At 48.1% G+C, this 21672-nt stretch carries 27 protein-coding genes and 1 pseudogene; 6 read left to right on the top strand and 22 right to left on the bottom strand.

Features of this window, described 5'->3' with window-relative positions; translation table 11 throughout:
- Positions 1 to 216: 216 nt before the first annotated feature.
- The gene (locus tag L1F29_RS05195; protein WP_258387300.1) at positions 217 to 1899 is read right to left on the bottom strand and encodes a helix-turn-helix domain-containing protein; all 1683 of its coding nucleotides are present in this window, start codon (positions 1897 to 1899) and stop codon (positions 217 to 219) included.
- 947 nt (positions 1900 to 2846) lie between these two features.
- Here L1F29_RS05195 and L1F29_RS34345 point away from each other — a divergent pair.
- The 4 genes and pseudogenes from L1F29_RS34345 to L1F29_RS05175 all read left to right on the top strand — a co-directional run bounded on the left by L1F29_RS34345 (position 2847) and on the right by L1F29_RS05175 (position 4857).
- Positions 2847 to 2948: a MerR family DNA-binding transcriptional regulator gene (locus L1F29_RS34345; RefSeq protein ID WP_373876476.1), complete on the top strand. Its 102-nt coding sequence runs from the start codon at positions 2847 to 2849 to the stop codon at positions 2946 to 2948.
- Positions 2949 to 3144: 196 nt separating this feature from the next.
- Positions 3145 to 3270: pseudogene (locus L1F29_RS05185) on the top strand (polyketide cyclase); the annotation flags it as partial.
- A 30-nt stretch (positions 3271 to 3300) separates the two neighbouring features.
- On the top strand, positions 3301 to 3771 hold the full coding sequence (locus tag L1F29_RS05180) for an SRPBCC family protein (protein WP_258387299.1): 471 nt from the start codon (positions 3301 to 3303) through the stop codon (positions 3769 to 3771).
- Between the two features lie 270 nt (positions 3772 to 4041).
- Positions 4042 to 4857 carry a hypothetical protein gene (locus tag L1F29_RS05175; RefSeq protein WP_258387298.1) on the top strand — a complete coding sequence of 272 codons (816 nt, stop codon included), beginning with the start codon at positions 4042 to 4044 and terminating at the stop codon, positions 4855 to 4857.
- Between the two features lie 394 nt (positions 4858 to 5251).
- Here the strand turns inward: L1F29_RS05175 and L1F29_RS05170 are convergent, their stop codons facing one another.
- The 4 genes from L1F29_RS05170 to L1F29_RS05155 all read right to left on the bottom strand — a co-directional run bounded on the left by L1F29_RS05170 (position 5252) and on the right by L1F29_RS05155 (position 7427).
- Complete coding sequence (locus tag L1F29_RS05170; protein ID WP_258387297.1) at positions 5252 to 5647, bottom strand: hypothetical protein; 396 nt, start codon at positions 5645 to 5647, stop codon at positions 5252 to 5254.
- Positions 5631 to 6863 carry a hypothetical protein gene (locus tag L1F29_RS05165; RefSeq protein ID WP_258387296.1) on the bottom strand — a complete coding sequence of 411 codons (1233 nt, stop codon included), beginning with the start codon at positions 6861 to 6863 and terminating at the stop codon, positions 5631 to 5633. The genes L1F29_RS05170 and L1F29_RS05165 overlap by 17 nt, the downstream gene beginning before the upstream one ends.
- Positions 6864 to 6990: 127 nt before the next feature.
- The gene (locus L1F29_RS05160; RefSeq protein WP_258387295.1) at positions 6991 to 7257 is read right to left on the bottom strand and encodes a hypothetical protein; all 267 of its coding nucleotides are present in this window, start codon (positions 7255 to 7257) and stop codon (positions 6991 to 6993) included.
- Positions 7254 to 7427, bottom strand: coding sequence for a hypothetical protein (locus L1F29_RS05155; protein ID WP_258387294.1), 174 nt, complete (start codon positions 7425 to 7427; stop codon positions 7254 to 7256). The genes L1F29_RS05160 and L1F29_RS05155 overlap by 4 nt, the downstream gene beginning before the upstream one ends.
- 130 nt (positions 7428 to 7557) lie before the next feature.
- Between L1F29_RS05155 and L1F29_RS05150 the strand changes: the two genes are divergently transcribed.
- Complete coding sequence (locus L1F29_RS05150) at positions 7558 to 7761, top strand: helix-turn-helix transcriptional regulator (protein ID WP_258387293.1); 204 nt, start codon at positions 7558 to 7560, stop codon at positions 7759 to 7761.
- Positions 7762 to 7801: 40 nt separating this feature from the next.
- Positions 7802 to 8173: a YhjD family protein gene (locus L1F29_RS05145; protein ID WP_258387292.1), complete on the top strand. Its 372-nt coding sequence runs from the start codon at positions 7802 to 7804 to the stop codon at positions 8171 to 8173.
- A gap of 100 nt (positions 8174 to 8273) precedes the next feature.
- Here L1F29_RS05145 and L1F29_RS05140 read toward each other — a convergent pair whose 3' ends face one another.
- The 17 genes from L1F29_RS05140 to L1F29_RS05060 form a co-directional block, all read right to left on the bottom strand.
- Positions 8274 to 9221 (bottom strand): DUF3800 domain-containing protein, encoded by a 948-nt coding sequence (locus L1F29_RS05140; RefSeq protein WP_258387291.1) that lies wholly within the window; start codon positions 9219 to 9221, stop codon positions 8274 to 8276.
- On the bottom strand, positions 9218 to 9928 hold the full coding sequence (locus L1F29_RS05135) for a peptidoglycan recognition protein family protein (RefSeq protein WP_258387290.1): 711 nt from the start codon (positions 9926 to 9928) through the stop codon (positions 9218 to 9220). Before L1F29_RS05135 ends, L1F29_RS05140 begins: the two co-directional genes overlap by 4 nt.
- A 64-nt stretch (positions 9929 to 9992) precedes the next feature.
- Positions 9993 to 10430 carry a hypothetical protein gene (locus L1F29_RS05130; protein ID WP_258387289.1) on the bottom strand — a complete coding sequence of 146 codons (438 nt, stop codon included), beginning with the start codon at positions 10428 to 10430 and terminating at the stop codon, positions 9993 to 9995.
- Positions 10427 to 10690, bottom strand: coding sequence for a hypothetical protein (locus L1F29_RS05125; RefSeq protein ID WP_258387288.1), 264 nt, complete (start codon positions 10688 to 10690; stop codon positions 10427 to 10429). The genes L1F29_RS05130 and L1F29_RS05125 overlap by 4 nt, the downstream gene beginning before the upstream one ends.
- Before the next feature lie 81 nt (positions 10691 to 10771).
- On the bottom strand, positions 10772 to 11002 hold the full coding sequence (locus tag L1F29_RS05120; RefSeq protein WP_258387287.1) for a hypothetical protein: 231 nt from the start codon (positions 11000 to 11002) through the stop codon (positions 10772 to 10774).
- A 5-nt stretch (positions 11003 to 11007) separates the two neighbouring features.
- On the bottom strand, positions 11008 to 14853 hold the full coding sequence (locus tag L1F29_RS05115; protein ID WP_258387286.1) for an LPD38 domain-containing protein: 3846 nt from the start codon (positions 14851 to 14853) through the stop codon (positions 11008 to 11010).
- Positions 14850 to 15296: a glucosaminidase domain-containing protein gene (locus L1F29_RS05110; RefSeq protein ID WP_258389613.1), complete on the bottom strand. Its 447-nt coding sequence runs from the start codon at positions 15294 to 15296 to the stop codon at positions 14850 to 14852. The genes L1F29_RS05115 and L1F29_RS05110 overlap by 4 nt, the downstream gene beginning before the upstream one ends.
- Positions 15266 to 16690, bottom strand: a complete 1425-nt coding sequence (locus L1F29_RS05105; RefSeq protein ID WP_258387285.1) for a hypothetical protein — start codon at positions 16688 to 16690, stop codon at positions 15266 to 15268. Before L1F29_RS05105 ends, L1F29_RS05110 begins: the two co-directional genes overlap by 31 nt.
- 11 nt (positions 16691 to 16701) lie before the next feature.
- Positions 16702 to 16854, bottom strand: a complete 153-nt coding sequence (locus L1F29_RS05100; protein ID WP_258387284.1) for an XkdX family protein — start codon at positions 16852 to 16854, stop codon at positions 16702 to 16704.
- A 1-nt stretch (position 16855) separates the two neighbouring features.
- Positions 16856 to 17176, bottom strand: a complete 321-nt coding sequence (locus tag L1F29_RS05095; protein WP_258387283.1) for a hypothetical protein — start codon at positions 17174 to 17176, stop codon at positions 16856 to 16858.
- A gap of 12 nt (positions 17177 to 17188) precedes the next feature.
- Entirely contained in the window at positions 17189 to 17485 is a 297-nt protein-coding gene (locus L1F29_RS05090) for a hypothetical protein (RefSeq protein ID WP_258387282.1), read from the bottom strand.
- 13 nt (positions 17486 to 17498) lie between these two features.
- Positions 17499 to 17927 carry a hypothetical protein gene (locus L1F29_RS05085; RefSeq protein WP_258387281.1) on the bottom strand — a complete coding sequence of 143 codons (429 nt, stop codon included), beginning with the start codon at positions 17925 to 17927 and terminating at the stop codon, positions 17499 to 17501.
- A 3-nt stretch (positions 17928 to 17930) separates the two neighbouring features.
- Positions 17931 to 18254, bottom strand: a complete 324-nt coding sequence (locus L1F29_RS05080) for a hypothetical protein (RefSeq protein ID WP_258387280.1) — start codon at positions 18252 to 18254, stop codon at positions 17931 to 17933.
- A 5-nt stretch (positions 18255 to 18259) separates the two neighbouring features.
- Positions 18260 to 19819 carry a hypothetical protein gene (locus L1F29_RS05075; protein ID WP_258387279.1) on the bottom strand — a complete coding sequence of 520 codons (1560 nt, stop codon included), beginning with the start codon at positions 19817 to 19819 and terminating at the stop codon, positions 18260 to 18262.
- Positions 19816 to 20370, bottom strand: coding sequence for a phage adaptor protein (locus L1F29_RS05070; RefSeq protein WP_258387278.1), 555 nt, complete (start codon positions 20368 to 20370; stop codon positions 19816 to 19818). Before L1F29_RS05070 ends, L1F29_RS05075 begins: the two co-directional genes overlap by 4 nt.
- Positions 20371 to 20402: 32 nt before the next feature.
- Positions 20403 to 20681 (bottom strand): hypothetical protein, encoded by a 279-nt coding sequence (locus L1F29_RS05065; RefSeq protein ID WP_258387277.1) that lies wholly within the window; start codon positions 20679 to 20681, stop codon positions 20403 to 20405.
- A 48-nt stretch (positions 20682 to 20729) separates the two neighbouring features.
- Positions 20730 to 21662, bottom strand: coding sequence for a N4-gp56 family major capsid protein (locus L1F29_RS05060; RefSeq protein WP_258387276.1), 933 nt, complete (start codon positions 21660 to 21662; stop codon positions 20730 to 20732).
- Positions 21663 to 21672 lie beyond the last annotated feature (10 nt).

Raw genomic sequence — 21672 nt, 5'->3', positions numbered from 1 at the left:
CAGAGATTTCGTTCATCGGCTTTTTTTTACAGCAGCATGATAGGGTACGGAACTGCCCGCATAAAGTAAGCATTTGCAATCATCATCGTCTATTTGAAAATTACAATCGGCAATTCTTTTATTCATCAGCTTATTTTTACAAACATGCATGACCCATGCGTTTCCGAGCACGAAATAAAAAATAGGACCGGATTTCTCCAGCCCCTCAAATACCGTTCAAACTATGATTGCGGATTCCGCCTCCGACGAGCTGCCTTTGATAATCTTTCTATACTCCATCGGCGTAATGCCTTCGATTTTTTTAAACTTTCTAATGAAATTGGTTGAATCGACATAACCTACTTCAACCATAATTTCCTTTAACGTCAAATCAGTCGTTCCGATTAATTGTTTGGATACATCCATTCTTAGCTGATCAATATAACGCATGATTGTATAATCCGTATGATCTTTAAAAAATCGGGTAGCGTATGAAGCGGAAATTCCGAACGTATCGGCTATCCTGTTCAAATCAATCGTATTGTCCCGGAAATTGTCGTTAATATAGGCTTTGATGTTTTCAAGCAGGACAAAATTTTTGCTTTCCTTCTGATATATAATGCGATCGCATACATTACGGCAGAAATCGATAATAAAGCTTTCCAGTTCTTCTATGGTTTCAAAACGCGGTACGTATAGATCTTCCAACAATTGTTCAATCCCTTGATCGGTTTCGATATTCAATTCCATTAGAGCCTTCATCATCGTATTGCCAATGTTAAAACAAATAAACTCTACAGCCTCAAGCGACATTTGCCTGGTAAGGATGTTGTCCATCGTGCTTCTTATTAGTTTCTGTATTGCTCCGTCGTTTCCTTGCTTGATTGCCTTCAGCAGCTGAATTTCCAGCTCGAGGGGATACCAGGCTTCGCTTTTCTTGGCGTTTTGCAGCTCGCTGTAGCAAATGACCTGGTCTCTTCCCCTAATAAAACGATAACGCATCGCCTGTTTGGCCTGTAAAAAAGAGTGATGAATCATCGAAAAATCGGTACAAATATCTCCGATGCCAACGGTCAGCGTCATATGGAAATCTTGTTTAAAGAACTGTTTGACTTTATCCGCCAAACTTGCAATATGCTCGAGCTTAGCTTCCTCTTCGTTCATATTCAGCAAAATGACGATTGCCCGATCATCCGTCAATTCCGCTCCTAACCCGTTCCCTAGCTCTGAAGACAACTCTTCCGTAACCTTGATTAAACTATATTTTAATATCTCTTGCATGGATTTGGGATATTCTTGACTGAATTGATTGTAGTTATCGATCCAAAATAACAGGACGACAAAATGCGATTTATCCAGCTGCAGGCTCGATATGGCCGTCGCCGTATCCGGCTGCTCCTTTTCATTAGCTCTGCCCTTGACCAGCTTAAGCAGGGATTGTTCTTTGACGATGCTTGACTGGCTTTGCAGCTTATGCGTTAAACCTTCACATTCTTTGCTTATTTCCGATACATAATCCGTTATCATATCGAGTTCATTTGTTTTTTTCGATAAAACCGTTAACGAGGTACGCGGACCGTGACTTATAGACGCGATCAACTTTCTAAGCGGCCTGTAATTTCTTTCCGAGAAGGATACGGCCATCAATAATCCCAGTATAAATACAGCGGCTATTGTCCAATTGAATAATTCTCTGCTTTGATCGACTTTGTTCATTACTTGCTCTCGCGGCAATACGGTGACATAAGACCATCCGTTAAAGTCGGATTTCACATGAATGACGGTATACGGATTATGATTAATTTTCGCTTCACTCACGAGAGCCGGTTCCGTTTGCGATTCGATCCATTTCCGGACATGCGCCTCGTTTTGCTCGCTATCACCATTCGAATGATGCGCAATGATATCGCGGCCGTTCATAATATATACGAACCCTCGATTATGACCCAATACATTTTGAATTAAATGGTTTATTGTCCGTTCCTCAATGAAGAAGAAGACAGCGCCATACGGTTTTGCCGAATTAGATGAAATAGGATAAACATAAGTAGATATATTCGTGGACGTTCCGCTAACACTAACCCGCTCTAACGGCCGCATAACAGGCGAATCCATGGTGGGCAATGCATTTAAAAAACTCTTTAAACTCCAGTGCTCGTAGTTATAAATGGAGTTAAAAAAGTTATTCGTATCGTAAGTTCCGCTCGCTGCGTACATTGTTGTGCAGGACGGGCAAGGATAATATAAAACGATGTCACCGATAAACATATTGGTTTTTTGATATTTTTTCAATTCTTTCACCGTTCTGTACGATGAATACCCATCCTCCGAAACCATAAAAGGAGATAATGAAGACTCGGAGGCGATTTGCTCAGCCATCCGGTTCATTTCGCTAATTCTTGTGTCCATATCGTCTTTAATTTTACTCATCGTTGTAACCGTGGACGTTTCGATTTCATTGCTTAACGTAGCAAAAAAAGATTTATATACCGCGCCCCCGACAATTACAAGAATGGTTACGACAATCAATATATAGGAGAGTAAATAATGATAAAACCGGTTCGTCCATTTTAGATTTCCGATAAACCCCACTAATTTCCCCACAGTCATTTCCCCCATTCCCACCGAACAATGCTGCCGTTTTCCGCCAGAAGGAAGTATCTACGTTAATTTTAATACGTTAATTATAGAGAGCTTTTCAATTTATTTGTTTTAAAGTATTGTAAACCACCGTCCAGCTTTACGTCTACAATTTAACCCCGCTTGAATCTCGCTGGAATATTCAACGAGTTGCTGGAGGGCAACTGCATTTTAACACTTGCACGTAACGTAACGTCATGTTTTAAAATATAGTTACCGGTAAACAGATGCGCAGCCACAAAGAGGTGATTATGAAGCGGCTTTGGAAGGTGGGAGAGCTTGCTAAGCTTACGGGACTCACGATACGAACGTTGAGGCTTTACGATTAGATCGGCCTGTTTTCTCCGTCGACGCGGGCACTTCAGTCCGCTGGAAATCGTGTCGCTGCAAATCGCCCGTTTGAACGAAACGATCCTGATGCAGCAGAAGCTTTTGGACGAATTGGAATACATTTCCAGGCTGATGCATTTGAAACAACCCGTGACGATCGAAGAGTTTACAAAATTATTGGAAATGATGAAGGGCGGAGGCACAAAGCTGATTTTCACCGAGCAAGGCGTCTTCCTGGACGGCCGCGATACGCCGGCTCAGCGCGAGCACGGCACCAAGGAGATGCTGGACAAGCTGGGTGTGCAGCTGGAGATCGCCTAAACTGCTTTAACATGCAGAGGAGGAACGGACATGACAGAAAACCGTGCGGCAAATAACGAAATCAGCGCAGCGGAAGAATACGAATTGGTAACAACGCGGGTGGTGAATGCATCCCCTGCTCTCGTTTACGAAGCCTGGTCAAAACCAGAGCATTTAGCGCAGTGGTGGGGTCCGAACGGGTTTACGAACACTTTTCACGAATTTGATTTCAGGCCGGGAGGGATATGGGAGTTTGTGATGCACGGACCGAACGGAGTCGATTATCCCAATAAAAGCGAATTTGTCGAAATTGGGCCTGAACGGATCGTGCTGCGGCATCTTTGCGCACCCCATTATCAGCTCACGGCAACCTTCGAGGATCTTGGCGGCAAAACCAGACTGACTTGGCGCCAGCTTTTCGAAAACGCTGCCGTATTCAATGCCATCAAGAAAATCGCAGTTCCAGCCAACGAGCAAAATCTTGACCGGCTCGAAGCGTGTTTGAAGAAGATGTCTGTCTGAGAAGCTGAGTACCTTTTTCCACGAGATCGCGGACCGGCCGAAAGGCCGGTTTTTTCATGTGCAATGCCATTCATCTTCTTGCTGCTATTAGAAATAAATTTGGCATAGCTCTGGTCCGGCATGTACGGCTTTGGCACCTCCTCCGGCACAGCTGGCTCGGTTCCGCGCCGGCAACATTGGGCAGTTCATTACTATTGATACTGACAAGCGTACAAGCCTCACTAGGAATCTATGAATATATTATCTCATCTTATTACAGGTGGTGAGATAATGATCGATAAGTTGAAACAGAAACGGATTGGCTCGATCGTTGGCGGTCGAAAAAGTATGCCTACAGCACGGAAACGGTTGGACACGAATTGCGGATGCGAAGCAGGCGGTCAAAAAAAAGTAACGCCAGCGCAACAATTTGTTCGTTGCTTGGTATTATCCGTATATGTTGCGCCAGGATCAACGTTAACCCAAACTACCTTTATTACGCACTTGAGAACGCTGATTAACCTATATAGAGGGTGCGGGATTACCTTCAGGTTTCGTTTTTTCAATGCGAATGGAACTCCCGTTTTTAGGCGTCTTGGCGGTCCTATAGTGAATCCCGGAGCATTTCTTTGCGGTCCTCCATACGAAGATCTCCATCCTTATTTTCGTGCGTGGTTAGCGTTTAGACCCGGCAGCTTTACTAGAGATATTGCCATCTACTATGTCGCCGGGCCATTGGTCGGCAGTGGTGCTGGCGTTACGGTAGGGTGCGCGCCCTTTTTTACGCCTAACGGCGTAGCCGTCGTCGTTTCGAACGGTGCAACAATACAAACTCTAGCTCATGAAATAGGTCATGTATTAGGTCTTCCCCATGTGCTCAATCGGAGCAACTTAATGAATCCAATTTCGTTTCCTGAATCCACTCAACTAACAGCCAATCAATGCGCAACAGCCAGAAACAGCAACCTGCTCCAGCTTTGTCCATCCGGGTCGCTGAAGCCGCCGAAAAGACTAGGAAATAAACTGCCGCAATACAGGAAACCTAATTCATCGCTTTCTATTCCTAAAGGGAGAACGTTTAAGAAGGCCCGTTACCCCCGCCACTGACGCTACACATTTATACACACGTTTCAGAGAAGATGCAAAAAGATGCCGTCGACAAAGTAAACACCTACTTCGCGGATATCCTGAAGACTCCAGCTTGCAAGGAATGTGAGTTTTTCGTGGGTTTTATAAAAAAACGGGACCTCGAAAGGTCCCGTTTTCCTTGATATATAGGGGTTATGATGTAGTGATTACATCATGCCGCCCATGTCCTAATGCTTTATTATGCTTCACTTTATGTCAGTCTATCCCCTTATTTATCAAGGGTTTCCCTCATTTCAATCACATTACTTCACTCTACTTTTGGCTATTCACATGACCAATCCGATGACCAAAATGACCAAATGGGTATAAAGGGGCTTTAGAAAGGCAATATCCACATGTTAACAACTTCCCTTTAGAAGCTCTTAGTAACAATCAAATCCCTTCCATTAATATCGAACCCATTCCGGACCGTCTCCGGCTGCTGGCCGGTGATGACAAGGAATTGCGGCAAGATCGTCTTACTGCTCCACCCTTGAAATGCAGCTTGTTTGAAATGGCCGGCATTGAAATAGGTGTTATAGTAAGCCCACTTTGACCGCGCCCACTTGCTGCCGGTCATCGGCGTTAACTGCAGCTCACATACGTACACTTTTCGCTCATGGACGAATATACAGTCCGGTGCCCATACCAGTTCCCGGCCCAGGTGGGTAAACCGTTCAATTGGTTCATACATCCAATACTTTGGCCGCAGCGCAAAATACAGATTAATCACCGCGAGCGCATGGTCGATCTTAGTCGGCAATCTCATCGGAGTACGTTTCAGCCGCCATATCTTTTGTTGACCATGGTAACGAGACTGTATTTGTTTGTCGTCCTCCAGCTCTCTTAGCAGCCGAGACGCCTTTTTGTTTGGATCCAGCGAATCGTTCAGTGTGGCCAGCTGGCGTGTCGTCGCGATCGGCACCTGTGTAAGAGCCTTCAATATAGCTTCGTGATGCCGGGGTACGGTGAGAGCTTCCATCGTTCAATACCTCCACCTTCAACGGGGCCAATAACTGCTCCCATTCATGATCGGATTCGCCAATGAACGGCACCTGAAGCGTCTGCAAAGTTTCGCCACGGAATAGGCAGCGTCCGGGCGTGGCAACAGATATGCGTTCGGCTCCCGGTGTATTAAGGATAATCCGGCTGTCATAGTCGGTATGGGTCCGGAACGCAACGGTTGCCTCTACATTGCTCTTTACCTGGCCGTTTATGATCGTATGATCCGGTCGCTGCGTGCAGTAAATGAGGATCACTTTCGGCTCTCGTCCCTTCTGAGCCAGCCGGGCGACACATTCATCACAATACCGGGCATAGTCCCTCATGCGTCCGCTGTGCATCTTCGGAGCGATTTGTGCAGCCTCATCGATAACGACGACATTATAAGGAAGTGATTTTAAAACGTGTCGGTTTCGGGACCGGATTACGAGTTGTTCGCGGCGATCTAATTCGGCGCATGCATCGTTCAAAAGGTCCGCAGTATCGGGCAGATTTTTAACGACTTGAAAGCCCGGTAAAGCCTCGAACGGAAAGAAGCTGAACCCCTTCAAATCGGCAATCTTTACGACCGCGCCCATGCATGCCATCTGATACAGCACAAACCGCAGCCATACTGTTTTACCGGAACCGGAAGCGCCGCCCGATAGTAAATGCATCATCCGGTTATAAACGGGCCGGAATAACCGATCGTATCCAATAAGCAACCGATCCGGCCGCAGGTCATCCATCTGGAATCGCATGCGCTGCGGAAAGTCCTTCTCCACCACTCGAACGATGACCGCGCCGCCTCGATCAATCAATTCCACCGGGGCCCCAACAGCGGACACAAGGGCGTCCAAACGGTTCTGAACATCAAGGGCACATCTACCCATCGGCAACCGAAACGCATGCTCAGAGCCACACAGGACGGGCCTAGACTCGATATAACGGAAACCATCGGCGATCTTATTTAGCGCAAGCATTAACTTCTTTTCAATACGCATAGAAAGCCTCCTATAAGGATACCGGAGTAAATAAAACGATGTATCCCTTGGGAATCGGGCTGAACAAGCTGCGAGCAAGTCATAGCCTGAACATCACAGGTTGTTTGCTGCAGACAAGCGGTGATTGTTAGAGTTGTCCGGTCATCACCATATTGAGGAATCCAGGAGCCAGCTTGTTAAACAGGACGTACGCGAGATGAAAGCCGCCGTCATACCACCAGAAACAGAGCCACCAACCAATAAGCACGACATCGATCGCAATAAAAGTCCGTATGGCTGAGTGCATCATTTCGCGCTTGGCTTCTTCTTTTCGTTCGTCGTAGACCATGCCCTGAACCGGAGCCGTCGAGTCGAAATCGAAACCGTTAATTTTCACCCTCGCAAATTGACTCATTTTAGATCCTCCAATCGCTTCTCGATGTGTTGTTTCCGATCCATCAAAACGGCGCGTATAGCCGGCGAATGATCTCCCCCAACCAGCTGCACATTAAGGTCCGCCAACATCCCAATAAAGCCAAGTCTCATCGCCTCCGTATCGAGGTAATCGTCTGCCTTTTTTCTCATGCTGTTTGCCTCCCGAATCATTGATGATTATAGGTACGATGATTCGACATTATTTATGCAAGTCCATCGATATCTTTCGAGAAGGATTTAAACTACTTTAAAGCGAACTTATCCCATGAGGTGATCCGGGATGATAAAATGCACGCTTAAAGTCATATTTGCGGAGCGAAATATCAAACAAAGGGAGTTCGCGCAGAAGGTCGGAATCAGCGAAACAACATTGAGCTCGCTGGTGAACGGAAAACAGCTGCCGACGTTAGAAGTGGGGTACAGAATTGCGGAGGAATTGGACCTGAATATTATGGAGATTTGGAAACTGAATCCCCCTTCATAAAGAACGTTTGTTCGGGTATACTGTTGATGAGGTGATCATCATGCAGTGGAGACCCAACATACCCACGCCTGAAGAGATAATAGCCATTCGTGATTACGTGATCCTGCCTTATATGCTCGATATGGTCGAAGTCGATCGGCAAAAGCTCGAGAGTGATTCGGTATCATTGAGGCTGCTTTTCGAAGCCGCTAACGGCAAGCTGGCCGATCAGATTCATAAAGAACTGGTTGAGGTGCGAAAGTTTCTGAAGGAGCGCCAGATCAAGGTGATTGAAGAAGGGCTATTCGAAAGTGAAATGCGATACAAGTTTTGGGTCCGGGGATATGAGGATCATTTTACGCTTATGCGTGAGGTTGCACGATCGGAGCTTAGTACGCGATTCGGGAAGTATATCGCGAACTTTTGGAAATAAAAAAACCGCCTAAAGGCGGCTGTAAAATAAAGTTAATGTTGCATGATATTCGACAACGGGGTATATTATAGGTAGATAAAGCCCTGTCATCTCCGAACGCTTAAGTTCCACTTAGGCCAATATGTAGGAGTGATGGGGTTTCTTTCTTGTACTCAGGTAGCACTCTGTGTTCATTTGGTATGAAAAGCCAATGTCTATAAGGATGATGCCAACGATCCGTAATTCTTATTGCACCAGTAGAAACTCCGATATTAAAATTCGGGTATATTTTTCGAATTCGTCGGTTAATGTGCTGGTAAAGGTTATCCTTGGCAACCGTTCTCTTCCCTCTGCGTTTTTCCCCTTCTGGTTTTACTTTATGAAATTGGTTTAATCTAAAATACATAGCTCCCAAGACGATGTCCATGTATTGCAGTAGAACGTGCTGATTAGATTTAACTTCAGTTACATCCTCTTTGTTTATCTTCAATCTTGCTTCAGAAAACTCCTTCGTGTATTGAAGGCGTTCAATGAACTCCTTAAACTTAGTAGCTTTTTGTGGTGCAACGGGCAATTCATCAAAATATATTCGAAGTGAAATATCACTACTCTTGCTCATATTTGAATATCTCAATCCGAATGCATGCTTAAAAAATTGATAATAGAGCATCTCATATTCACTTGCTCGTTGCTCTTGAGTGAGGTTTATCGCTTCACGATTATTCTGGGTAAACATAACACGCAGTTTTATAATGTCCATCTCAATTAAATCGAAAAAAACATCAATTAGATCCATATACTTCTCGAGGTAATTTAAGGTGACTTTTTGCCATTTAACCTCTCCAAGCATATTGTTCTTTACTTTGGTACTCTCGAGCAAGTCCACAACTCGCATATAATCTTTCGATCGAACCAATGCCCCGCCATAAAAATTCCCGTAGTATGGACCCTCATCGTTAGATTCATCCATATAAATAATATACTGCAACCGACTTCCCCCTATTTGCCCATTTGCAGATAATATTTCCATATCTGAATCTAGTATAACAAATACAAGGGCCTCTGTCATAGCAGGCCCCGTTCATTCATTAATGGTTCAAACAGCAGCAGCTTCCGCACTCCCTCCGACGAGTAAACCCCCGATCCCATCGCCGTCTTGTATATCTCCAGCACACGATTGACGACTCCCAACGGTGTTTTGTCGCCGCCCACCACATCTATGACCGGATACAGCCATTCAAGTTTCATCTCAGCAGCTTCACCCCACTTCGGGTCTTTTAGGCGGCTACCCAACTCATTGACACGCTCTTTTATGGCATAGCATCGAACGCATTCAGCCGATACCGATCCAGCATAATCCTCCTGTTCAGCTATCTTCTTCTTCAGAAGCTCAATGTCAGACCGGATAACCTTCATATCCGTACATGGGCACGATGTCGCGGACACTTCATTATGACCAACGATGGCCGCATTCGGCCAGATCTCGAGCAGTGTAAGAATGCCGGCATACAGCAGTTGACGTTCGGTTTCGGTCATTGGCCGTTTCGATAAGTCGGCTTTGACCGCAATTCCGATGGAATCGGTATTAGCGCCCTTGGCATGCGTCGTATATGATAACAGGTCATTCGTCTGGTACAGGACGCCATCCGACACGCACAATTTATACGCGATTCCCGGCCAGTGGTGAGAATTAACGTGATACAGCGCCTGATTCCTCAACGGGGCCTCAGAAGCCATATGATGGACGACAATGCGTTTGATATCGGTAAAGGACATTCGGCCCCATGTCTTGATTGAGTGCTTCGGGAGCACATCCGTAATGTCCTGAATCTCAGTAACACTAAACGGAATGTGTTTTCTCAGCGTCAAGCCCCGAATAGTCGTAATCTTTTGCGACGTCGTTTGCAATTGGAGTCACCCCATTCATTTTAGCCTCTTTGATATCCTTGATCCCCTTGCCGGTTATTACAGCTGCAGCGATCCCGGCCACCCATAGGACATCTTCCGTTTCAAGTTCGAATCCGGCGTATTGCGTGAAGCCGATGATGCCGCAGGCAACAAACATCGTCACCAGCTTTGTGCTGTTCCAAGACGGTTTCTCGCCGTTCTTCATCTTCTGGATGTCCTCGGCAAGCTGCACAATAATAAAATTGACCGTCACCCCGATGGATGCGGTCAATTCGATTTCGTCTAAATTCCATAAGAATTTACGGTTCAGCGTGATAGCCGCCATGGCGATTAGGCCGGCTATAAACTTCGGGTCAAGATATTTGCTCAACTCGCATCACGCTCCTTTCTGCCGCCCGGGGCCTCGCCTCCGGTTATGAGGAAAGCCATTTCCTTCAGTTCGTTAGATCCGGATTGCATGATCTGATCGAAGCTAAAATTTAGTTCGTCATCCGGCACCTCGATTTCATACGTAAAGCCATTGGCCGCTTCTTGGCCGAAATCCTCAATCACTAAGCGGTGAAAATGACTGTTCTCGACCGGCACATGCTCAACCTCACACATTCGCACGACCATTTTTATATCGCCCATAATTTCCCCCTGAACACAGAAAAAGCCAAGGGGATGCTTTCCCACATGGCTCGTTCAATAGTATATTCGATTCTTCATGGTTTATTTTATCAGCTTTTTGTATCGCTCAGGTACAGCCCACTTAGGATTAAAAACCGAAATGGCTATAATGACCGGAAAAAGTACAATTACTATGACGAAACCTATTACTTTCTTCGCGATCCGCCACAACAAACCGAACACATTCCCCGGACTTTCGCCATTTAATAATCCACCGATCACGACCACCACGACAAAAACTCCGATCAATGCCATCAATCCCCAGATGTCCACGCTTGTTACCCCTTCCGTTTAGGCACGCCCAACTCTTCCATGCGCTGTATTCCCTGAATACGCAAAAGGTTGATCTGTACTTGGGTTTCCCGCAGTTTTTCCGATCTCTGCTTGGAATTAAGCGTTGTATCGCGCTGAATCGCTTTCTTCTCCGCGTTTAGTCCGCTAATACGTTTCGACAGGCTATCTTTCTTCTGGCTCGTGACCTCATCATACACGGTTTGGTAATAACCTGGCAAGGGAACACTGTTTCGATCGTTAGCTGTTTTTGCCATGCCAACCGAATCGACATAGCCGTAGAAGTCGTCAGCGATACGGTTTACCATTACCGGGTCTTCAAGCGCCTTGAGCCTTGAGAGAATACCTTCTTCGATGGTTCCAACCACGTCTCCTCGCCCGGCTTCGGAAGTTGCCGGCAGACCGATCTTTCCCACGTCTCCCAAGAATTTACGCCCAAGATAATCGAATGTGAAAGCGTCCATGCCCAAATGTTCTGCCGCCCACTTCCCGGCTGCGCTTGTCGTTTCGTTGAACTGGAACTTCGTCGGATCACCTTGATACTCACGCGGTACAATGTCGCGCCCCCCGTAATCCTTGCTCGTAGCCCATGCAGAAAGAGGCTCTAAGACGGTGCTTCCGAGTGTTTTTACCCCGGCTGTTTTCAAATCCACCGCCTTTCCTTCGGTTGTGAACGCGGACAATGGGCCGGAAGCAAGCGAAGGTAAATAAGCATTTAGACCTTGCTGGACCATCTTTTTTCCGCTCGGCATCTTCTCACCGTCTGCCGCCCACTTGTAGAAGTCGAGGACCTGACGAGCAACGAATGCTTCTGTCGGATCGATTTGAAACACTCTGAATTTGCCGTCTGCCGTTTTCGCATAAGGGACCGACGTCGTTTCCTCTCTGCGGTTCTGGTAGTCGGGGTCGTTTTTGAATTTCTCGTATGCGTAAATCATCGCTGCGGCGTTCGCCATGACAAGTGCAGCTGCTGATACTGGTTGTTCTTTCCAACGTTTAATGAACCGGTAAGTGCCTTGGGTCGCGGCATTCGTATACCCTGCTACAGATTCCACGCTGCGGGTATGATATCCACTTCTCGACCAGTTAACCGTTGCCTCCCGAGCTTCCTCGACTGCCCTGCGCACGTTCTGAGACGAACGGTCCCACCTTGTTTTGCGCATATGCGCGGCGAATGCAGCAATACGCGGGATGTTCTCCAGCGCATCACTGAATCCCTTTAGCGGTCGGAATGGATTATGCTTCCTCACGGATTTCAGCATGTTTCGCCCTGACAGTATAGGGTCTTTCGTCAGGTCCGCGCTCATTGAGCGTATATGCGAATCGCCCTTCAAAGCCCGTTCGTAACCACCGCCGGCCCGGTAGTACTCACGCGCCAGATTACCAACATTTTTAGCCCCAGGCACGAAAGCCGGTAACCAATCGCCAAATTGACTAACCATTGCATGACCGACGTCCGTAAGGAATCGCACTTTGTTCTTTGACTGCGCCGCTGCAATGGACAAGTCACGCCCAAACATATACGTACCTTGGATAGGAGCCAGAACGCCCGTGGCGGCTTCTTTTATCAGCCTTGTGATATGCTCAGCGACTTGTAAGACGGGATTCAACTGTGCCGGGCTCAGACTCTCGATCATTTTCAGCATGTTTGCGTCTTGTATTCGCATTTTACGCGGCTCACCGTTGTACATGTAGGTGACCGCTTCACCGTTGCCCGTTGCTTTTTTCTTTAAACGTTGCGAAGCTTCGGCAGTTTCCGCGTTCAAAGTATCGACAATACCTTCCGTGCCTTCATCCGCTTTCAGTTTGTTCAGCGCATTAAGTTCAGCCTCGCTCAACTCTTCCAGTTCAATGACGCCTTTAAACCGATCAGGATTCGCACGGATAATGTCGTCTAGATCCATCATTGCCCGATTCCGCAGGAGGGCATTGTACGTCACCCCTTGCTGCTGAATCCTGCTTTGCAACGGATCAATGATTTTCTTTTTGCTACCGACTGCCCGTTTAACCGGTGCACGTTGACCGCTTAGTCCAGACTTTGCAGCTATGCCAGATGATCCACGCCCCAGCTTAGTGCGTAAACTCATTGCATCCTGCTGCCTGTACATCGGTACATAGTTAGGATTCGTATGCCGCAGTGTATCAACGAACTCTTGTGACTCCAGCCCGTAACGTACCCATAGGTTTTGTTCGTTGCGGGTGAATCCGTTAGATCCCTCCCCGAATTTATTTAGCCACGGGTATCTCTCTTCAAGTTTGGCAACCTCTGCCGCAGCTTCTTGTGACGTCTTAGGGAACCATGGTTCATCTCCGAATACCCTTATGTTCCGGTCCATCCGGCTTACCGAGTCACGCAAAACAAGATACCTGTCTGCGATATGCTTCTGTCCTCGCGGTATCATGCCGTATATGTCCGCTAGAGAATCGCCAATGACATTGCCCTCTAAATCGATTTGCTTATCCTTAATCGCGATATTCGCAAGGTTATTTGCCCTTGAAGTATCGGAGGCAGCGTCATAGAACCGCTTGTCAATGAGTTTCGCCGGGGTGAACTTATCGACAAAGTTTTGATCCGCGTCCATCAGTGTTTGCTTGCCCTTTTCAAGAATCGAACCAGGCGCTACAGCACGGGACGTTATGTGTGTGTCAATCATTGTTTTGCCGCTTTTCGCCCCTGCTATGATGCCGATTCCCTGATTACCAAACAACTCGCTATACCAGTCTCCGGTTGCTTTCTCCGGCTTGGTTTCAACCTTCTTAATGAACGATCCGATCTCGTGATTGAGTGGCCGCTGACGAACAGCCTGCACACCGCGTTTCACCGCATTTCCAAGGCCTGATAACGCAAGGTCACCAGCAGCCCCCAACGCCACCCCTTCGAACGCGGCGCGAGCCAGTTGACCCGCATCCGTTTCACCTCTGACTCCAGATATCGCAGTATTCTGAATCCCGCCTGCAACAGCCCCGGTAAGGCCTCTCTCAGCCAACTTACTTGCCGCGTCTTCGGATACCTTTGGAATCCTTCCAATGCCGCGTGAAACAGCCCTCTGAGCCGCTTGTCCGCCTCTTGTGGCAAGCAGCGATTCAGCGGCCCGATACGGACCGGTTAGAAGGCTTTGTTCGAGTGCTGCCGGGTTAGTCGTTAAGCCAGCGATGTTCCCGCCGAGCTCAGCGGCCTTGCCTAAGATACCGCCTGTTTTTGGTGCCGTGCTCGTCTCAATGTTAAGAGCGTTGCCTGCGCCCTGCTGGAAGTCTGCGAGACCAGGCGTATACGCTTGAATATAGTCGATACCTGAAGCCAGCGGCTCGCCAATATTACGCGTTATCCAGCCGCCAATGCCTTCCTGCGGGTTAAGCTCCTTCCGCCTATCTTGCTGCGACTGGATCCATTCTTGGCGCGTCATCGGCTTTGCTTCCGGTAACTGCTGCTGTCCCTGCCGGAGCAAGTCCACCCCTGACGGCATGCCCTGTTTTATCAGTTCTTGCTCGCGCCGGGATTGCTGTGCTTTGCCAGCTTCTTGAACGGCTCCGGCCACGCGTTGGACAGTTGGGTTTGAAAGGAGGTTCTTGACCGCTGTTACGGGCTTGTTTTCCTTGAATGCTTCAACCACCTGATTCGCGTTCGGATTTGGGATAATGCCAAGTTCCATTTGCCGTTGGGTGAAGAAATCGCTGCCGGACTGAGATGGTTCCGAACGTGATTGGGGGGAAGGGGTGAGATCCACCCCGAGTTCCCGAGCACGCTGCTGAAAGTAGGATTCACCGGCCTGCACTTTACCAGTTTCCGGAACATCGATCCCTAACTCTTTAGCTCGCTTTTGGAAATAACTCACCCCCTCACCCCCTTAAGCATGTTGTAGAATTTCGTAACACCATTAACCCAATTCTTATTTAATCCAGTTGGGTCGTTTGCCGCACCAACCGGAGCATACTTACGTTGGATTTGTTCGATGGTTGTTAGTCCTTGATCGATGTACAACCGTTTTAAGTTGCTTGCCATCGCGTCAATTCCTTCATCAAGGCTTCCAAACTCCATCAAACCGCCTTTTCTTCGCATCATTCCGCCGACGTTGTTTTTGCCCTTCACTGCGCTTGATGTGCCGTTACCTGTCTCATGCATGGCAATCGCTGCAAGTAATATCGGATCCACGCCGTACTTTTTACCTGCTGCTTCGAATGCCGAACCGGTATTTTGAAGGGCACCGCCTAATGATTTGCTGTTAAAGGTTGTGGCATTCCCCCTTCCTACTGATTGACCTTTAAACTTTGTTCGTATTCGTTCTGGAGTTCCTTAGGTACCGGTATTCCGTACATGTTATAAAGCTGGACGGCAACCCTCGGATCTTGCGTCTGTGTTACAATCATGCCTTCGATTTGCTTGCGACCTTCGGGAGACGCGACATTGAAGTTTTTCCCCATTGCGCTGATAGACCGGTTGATATTCTGCGAAATGCTGCTTGCTGTTGGGGCATTGGAATTTGCTCCGGACTGCTTATTCATGTAATTGAACAGGTCTGAATCAACGCCTGATTCGAATTGATCCTGCAAACGATTCTCCTGCGACCATTGTATAGATTGATTAAAGGCGAATTGTTTTGCTTGCATCGTCTGTGATCCTCTCGGGATTCCGTAAAGGTCTGCCAACGAGTCCGGAATCGTTCCGGTCGCATCCGCCACCTGCCACAGATTTTGCAGTTCTTGCTGCTGCAGCGCATTTGTCTTCTGTCCGTTTGGAAGATAGCCGGTTAAACCCGCCATAACTTGCATTTGGTCCATTTGCTGCCCTTGTCCGGCCAGATTCAGCGGTGTATTTTGGTTGGCTGCTTGTCGGAATAGACCACTCCAATCACCTTGAGGTGTTATCGCCTTCCCTGTAGCGGCACCTACGCTGAGCGCAGCATTTAGATTTGCTTGTTTGTTCGCCAAGCCCTGCGCCTGACCTGCCAGTGTCTGTTGGCCGTTGAATACACCTGTCAGGTTAGCAGTATCTACGGTTCTGCCCCAATCTGCATTTTGGCCAACTAGGGTTCGCCGCCCTTTGTAATCACCTGTCAGATTAGCTTCGTCTATTGTTCGACCCCAATCAGAATCTTGCCCCGCTAATGTCCGTTGACCATTGTAATTACCAGTTAATCCAGCAGCTGACAATCCAAGTTGATTTTGCCCCATGTACTCAGCGAACGCCTGCTGCCGCAACCGATCGGCACGATCCTCTGACCGGTCAACCATCGCCTGCGCCATCTGAGCCGCTGTCGATGCGCGATTCGCCTCAAGATTAGCGATATTGTTCGCCGCGGCAATCCCAACTTTATTGATCTGATCAGCAGCAAGTCCGGAATGTGCTCCACCGCGATTTGATGCGATCTGCCCGGCGTTTAGCGTGTCTGCACGCTGCTGAGACTTCACGCCTTCTACAGCGCGTCCGAACGACGGATCAAGTTGAGCATTCGCACGGCCAAGTGCATCATCGTAGCTCATACCAGGCGCTCCTTGAGGGACGAATTGCGGCATAGCCTGCGTTGCAGACATACCGGCATTCGGGTTCTTCTGATGTTCCTGAACCCTTTGGATGGCCGGTAACGTGTTGGACGTTTTAGGCATTTGAATTTCTGGCTTCGGTTTTGCTGCTGGTGCTGGAACGCCTTTAACTGCTGAAGTCCACGATGCCATTCACGACCCTCCTATGCTGCAGGCGGCGTATAAACGTCACCTGTGATTTCTTGATACTGTTCTGGAGTAATCCATCCAGCGACAACGAAAACCGCGACATCGGCCTTTGTGTAGCGCCCTGCATCGTAAAAACGTTTAATCGTCGGATACCAGTTAATCGGCATGTTATACCCCTCCTGTTGCAATCATGAGCATAAGGTCCGCTAGGGCCTGCTCAGTTTGCGTTAGTTTAATGTTTGTCCCGGCTAACTCCATCATTAACGCGGCGTTATCCGTCTCTAGTTGTTCTACGCGTTGTTCTAGGTAAGATACAGGCTCTTCCGGTGTTTCAGGGTCAAGTCGTGTCCATTGTCCATTCTGATAAACGTCCCCAATTTGGACGTCTAATCCATCGACCAAGATTAAATCATCCCGGATGACAAGATCATTCAGAAAGGATATTCCTATACATCTTCCCGTTTGTGTATCAATTAGTGCATATTTCACGTATACACCTCCTCAGAAGTATTCGACGACCTGCCATGCGACTTCTGCCGGCATTGAATTTGTAGATCCACCTGTGAGATGTTTTATCGTTATCTCTTTCTCACTCGACAAATAAACAGATATATCATGCCACCCTGCTTGACCTGCTTCATAGGTGAAACAACTGGTTAGGATGACGACAGACTTATTCATTTTCACTGGTGAAATGGGTACGACGACTGTACCAGCAGTAGAAGAAGCGACCGTAATACCCCTCTGTACGCTCTTTACTGCCGAATCATTACCGTTCCTTCCCGGAAATCCTGACATCCACAATCCCCTCCTATCCGGTGTAACTGCCGCCAATAGCCGAAACAGCAAGACCAGCTGAAACTGCTGTGCCGATCGTCACATTGATTTTGTATCCTGGAGGAAGCACAAGCTGCGGCAAATCGATCCCATTGAAATTTAGCCATGTGTCATTCTGTGCAGCTGCTTCATTTGCCGTGGTTACCGGGCACGTAACCTCATGGAATAGAATGTTATTGGCCGGCGTGCTGTTGACCAATCCATTATTGATGAAGATCCGCAGCACCGTTGCCACATTCGCGCCTAACGCCCGAACCTTAATAGCATCCACCCGAGCGCCATCGGCACCAGCGGTGAAAATTGTCGCTACTGTACCGGAGCCATCCTTACCTGTGTTTGCGCTGTTAAGAGTCGCCCATGAAGCAACGGGCGTTTTGGGAAAAACAGGCTTCGTATTTACCATGTGTCACCATCCTCCTGCGTTTTGATAGAGATAGAGTTTGCTTGCTACGTCCGCAATGTCCATCTGTTCCTGCAGGTCTGGCGTAAGCTTGCTATAGCTGACCGCCCCCGCCTGCAGCATGGCATTGGATATCGTTCCGTCCGGAACAACGCCGTCCTGTAGCTGCTGGACCTGTGTTTCAAGCAGATTCGTAAGCTCGACGTTTTGCGTTAATATCGTGTCCTGCTCGTTATGCGCGGTGACGAGCTGATCAAGCTCTTCGTCAACCTGAGCCGATCGAATCTTTTGCCCGGGCTGGAAATTGTATTTCCGAGATATTTGAGCCAATCGAATCACTTCGCTTTCTTCAGTTTGAATAGGGAAACGATCTGGAAGACCGTTAGAGGCTCATCGAGTGTGGCATGGGTGACTTCAAACTGTATCGTCTTGCCGCGCTCAGAAACCCTCAGGCGCTTCTGTACGACGTCTTTGAAGTCCCAATTCACCTCGTCCCAATCGCCTTCGTCCCATACGCCCGATTCGTCCGTAGAGATGCTGTTTATCTCGCGGCGGATATCATCAATGATTATGTTGAAGTCGAACGTCGAGGATTCGGAATCGTACTGTTTCGCCACGATCCAGAACCGTTTAAACTTCTTCACCTGAACAGGGAATCCGAAATCCAGCCGCTTGGTCCTGAACATTCCCGAGATTTCCGCACCGTCATCATTAAGCGCCTCCGGATCGAGCTTAAAGATAAAGCCGGTATCAGACGAGAAATGCAAGTAACCATCCCGTTCAAGGAATGAATTGGCTTTGATATTGGAAAAGACGGTCCATGAACCGTATTTATTCATAGGCGAGGGCAGCGTCGTGTCCAGTACAAGCGTCGTTCCGTCAGGGAAGGATAAATAATACTTGTTGTCATGGAAAGCCCCTACGGCCCGTTTACGGTCTTCTAACGGGATCGCCTTAATGGTGTTTTCGATGTCGCGGCTCACAATCTCGGCTGAGATATAATCCCTTTCTGTGCTGAATAGGGCGTATACATGAGTGTCCGATAGATAGAACAGGTTATTTCCGACATAGGCGACCGAATCTTCGGCCAGCAGGCCGCTCGGAACGTTGATCCGCTTAAGCTCATAGTCTGTAACGGTCCGGCCGTCGCCGTAAAACGCCCACATTGTGCGCCTGTTGAAGACGATAATCGCATCCCGGAACGTCCGCAGTGTGATTGCTTCGTCGTTTTGCTCACTCACCATGTCATAGAAGTGCGTAGCCGGCCAGTAATCGTAAACCGCGTACCCTAACCGGGGGTCATGATGGCAGAAGCTGAGCCGGTTTTTGACAGTCGGGTGAGCGAGCGCATAAATCCGGTCCTGTTTAATGGCGATAGAGCGGAAATTGGTTAGATTCACAAGATCATTCAACCCCGGATCCTCCGGCTCATTGATGTTATTTCCGCTGTCTACGACCGGCACATGTGGCGTAACCTCTTTGACATCTGTCTGATTGTAGACCTTCAGCTTGCCGCCGTCCGCGACCAATACCACATCATCGAGCGTATCGCGCGCCTTGTACGTCAGCATTTGCGTTTTGCTGGAGGACAGGGCATTGATGAACGGGATTTGTTCAAGAGCGCCGGCCGACTCTTTAAACAACAGGCCGTTTGAGACGCCTAGCAGCTCGTTAGAGCCGTTGTTCTTGTAGAAGGTATATATCTGCCTCAATGAGCTGCTGATCGGTGCAGTGGTGTGTTTGACGTAGCCGTGACGTAGTTTAATTCCACCACGATCAATGATGAAATTATTCACTGCCGTTAGCGCCTGGTTGGGTATCAAAGAAGGGTCATCCCGGTCATTCAGGCCATACGAGAAATCATTCAGCGTCACGGGCGGCATTTTCTGCGTCATGGGTATTCCATCCTTATGAACGACGGCGGTAATTGACTGATCTTATACGCCGCGTATTCTTCTTTTCGTTGATTGTATTTGCCCATTGCGTCAGGCCTGTCGTACTCTTCCTCGGTGAATTGGATCATGCCGGCCGCGTAATGAATGAGTAAATCGTGATATTCTGGCTCTATTTCCGGCTCGGCTTCCATCTTATCCGTGCTGAGATGCTTGAGCCGGCGATAAAAATAAAGGTCGATTGTGCCAGATGACGGAACAGATCCCTGTAACGACAGCTTTCCGGCCCATTTACGGTATCCCGTGCTCTTCCGGTCAGATAATGGCCTCTCATTCCACTGGTAATCGTTCACCAGCAGCATGGCGTCATTGTGATAGTCGGCCGGTAAAGGGTAGCTATTGGCGCTATCAATGGAATATGAGATGTAAGCCTCCATTTTGGCGATCGGCGTCAGATCATCGAGAGCTCGATTCACCCATCCGACGATAGTAGCCGCGTCGTACTCTTCTTCTACATCCCCGTTCACCTGAGAGACGATTTCTTTCAATTGCACGTTCTCACCCCCATATACAGAAAAAAGCCGAGCTAAATAAGCCCGGCTTGTTCGAGGATTTCCTTGACGGTTTCCGGCACTTCGACTTCTACGCCTTTTTGAATTTGGAAGTTATGCCCGTTGATACTCACAAATTCAGACGGCCATTCCACTTTTTTGCCGGCTTCTTTTGCACTTTCAAGGCGCTTTCTTTCGTCGGGAGCCAAGTAAATCTTAATTTTAACCTTCGGTTGCTCCCGAAGCAGATCAGCCGTCGTTTTCGTTATTTGATCCATTTCGCTTTCAGTGATAGCCGCTTTTTTCTCTGCCATTATATTGCCTCCTAGAGTTTGTTGAGGGAGGGAAACCCCTCCCGTTAATTAGCCGGATACAGTGTGTTCGATACGAACCATAGCCGCTTGTTCAATGATTTTTGCGGTGAACATAGCTTTCCAACCTACCGAAGAACGTTGATCCAGCGCATCGGCCGTACCGGAAGAACCAAGTGGTTTGACGATGGTCTTAACCGCGCTCGATCCGGCTACGTCGACAACACCGTAAGCGTCTCTACCGAGTACGATCGTTGCATATACGTCAACCGCGGCCGCGCCGGCACCCGGGAATTTCTTCGCGTTGGTTGTCTCAACGAAACGAACGCCGTACAGACGGCCGATCTCACCGGAGAAAATTTGCCGCGATCCAGCGTATTGAGCAGCTTGTTCCCATTTTGGATCGGATTGCAGGTCGTAAGTGGTACCCGGTTCAACAATAGCAACGTAATCCCCACCTTCTAGCGGCTTTACATTGTTACGTTTCAGCGTCCGCACAGCCTTACGGATCTCGACCACCGTCAGGTTATCGCCAGCTGCGACCGTTACGCGGGATACCTTGCCGTTTGCATATTGAACACTTGTGCCTGATGCGATAATGTCGCGGCAAACCTTGTCCAACGTGTCAGACGATTGTTCGCCTAAGACGTCAGTGGATTCATCGATGATAGGATCAATCGCGACCATATCGAGAACGTCAGAGAACTCGATGAAATCGCCGTATTGGCTCGGGGTTGCGGTGATGTTGATCATCGTCACGCCGTTTCCGCTTGGCGTAACGCCCTCTGCAAGAGGTGTTGTTGCTGCAGGGAGTGACTGCATTTTGCGGAAATCGATCGATTTACCACCATTTTTCGGAATAGGACGTTTCTGACCGAATTGAAGATGAACGAAATTCGCGATCAGACGCGCCAGAAGCTTTTTATCGTAATAAGTTTGAATTGTTGGTGCTAATCCAGCTGTGCCGGTTGTTTGTGTAGCCATTGATTATCCA

The sequence above is a fragment of the Paenibacillus spongiae genome, from assembly GCF_024734895.1.
GTDB lineage: Bacteria > Bacillota > Bacilli > Paenibacillales > Paenibacillaceae > Paenibacillus_Z > Paenibacillus_Z spongiae.
The sequence above is the reverse complement of the archived record's forward strand: the minus strand, read 5'-3'. Positions and strand labels throughout refer to the sequence as shown.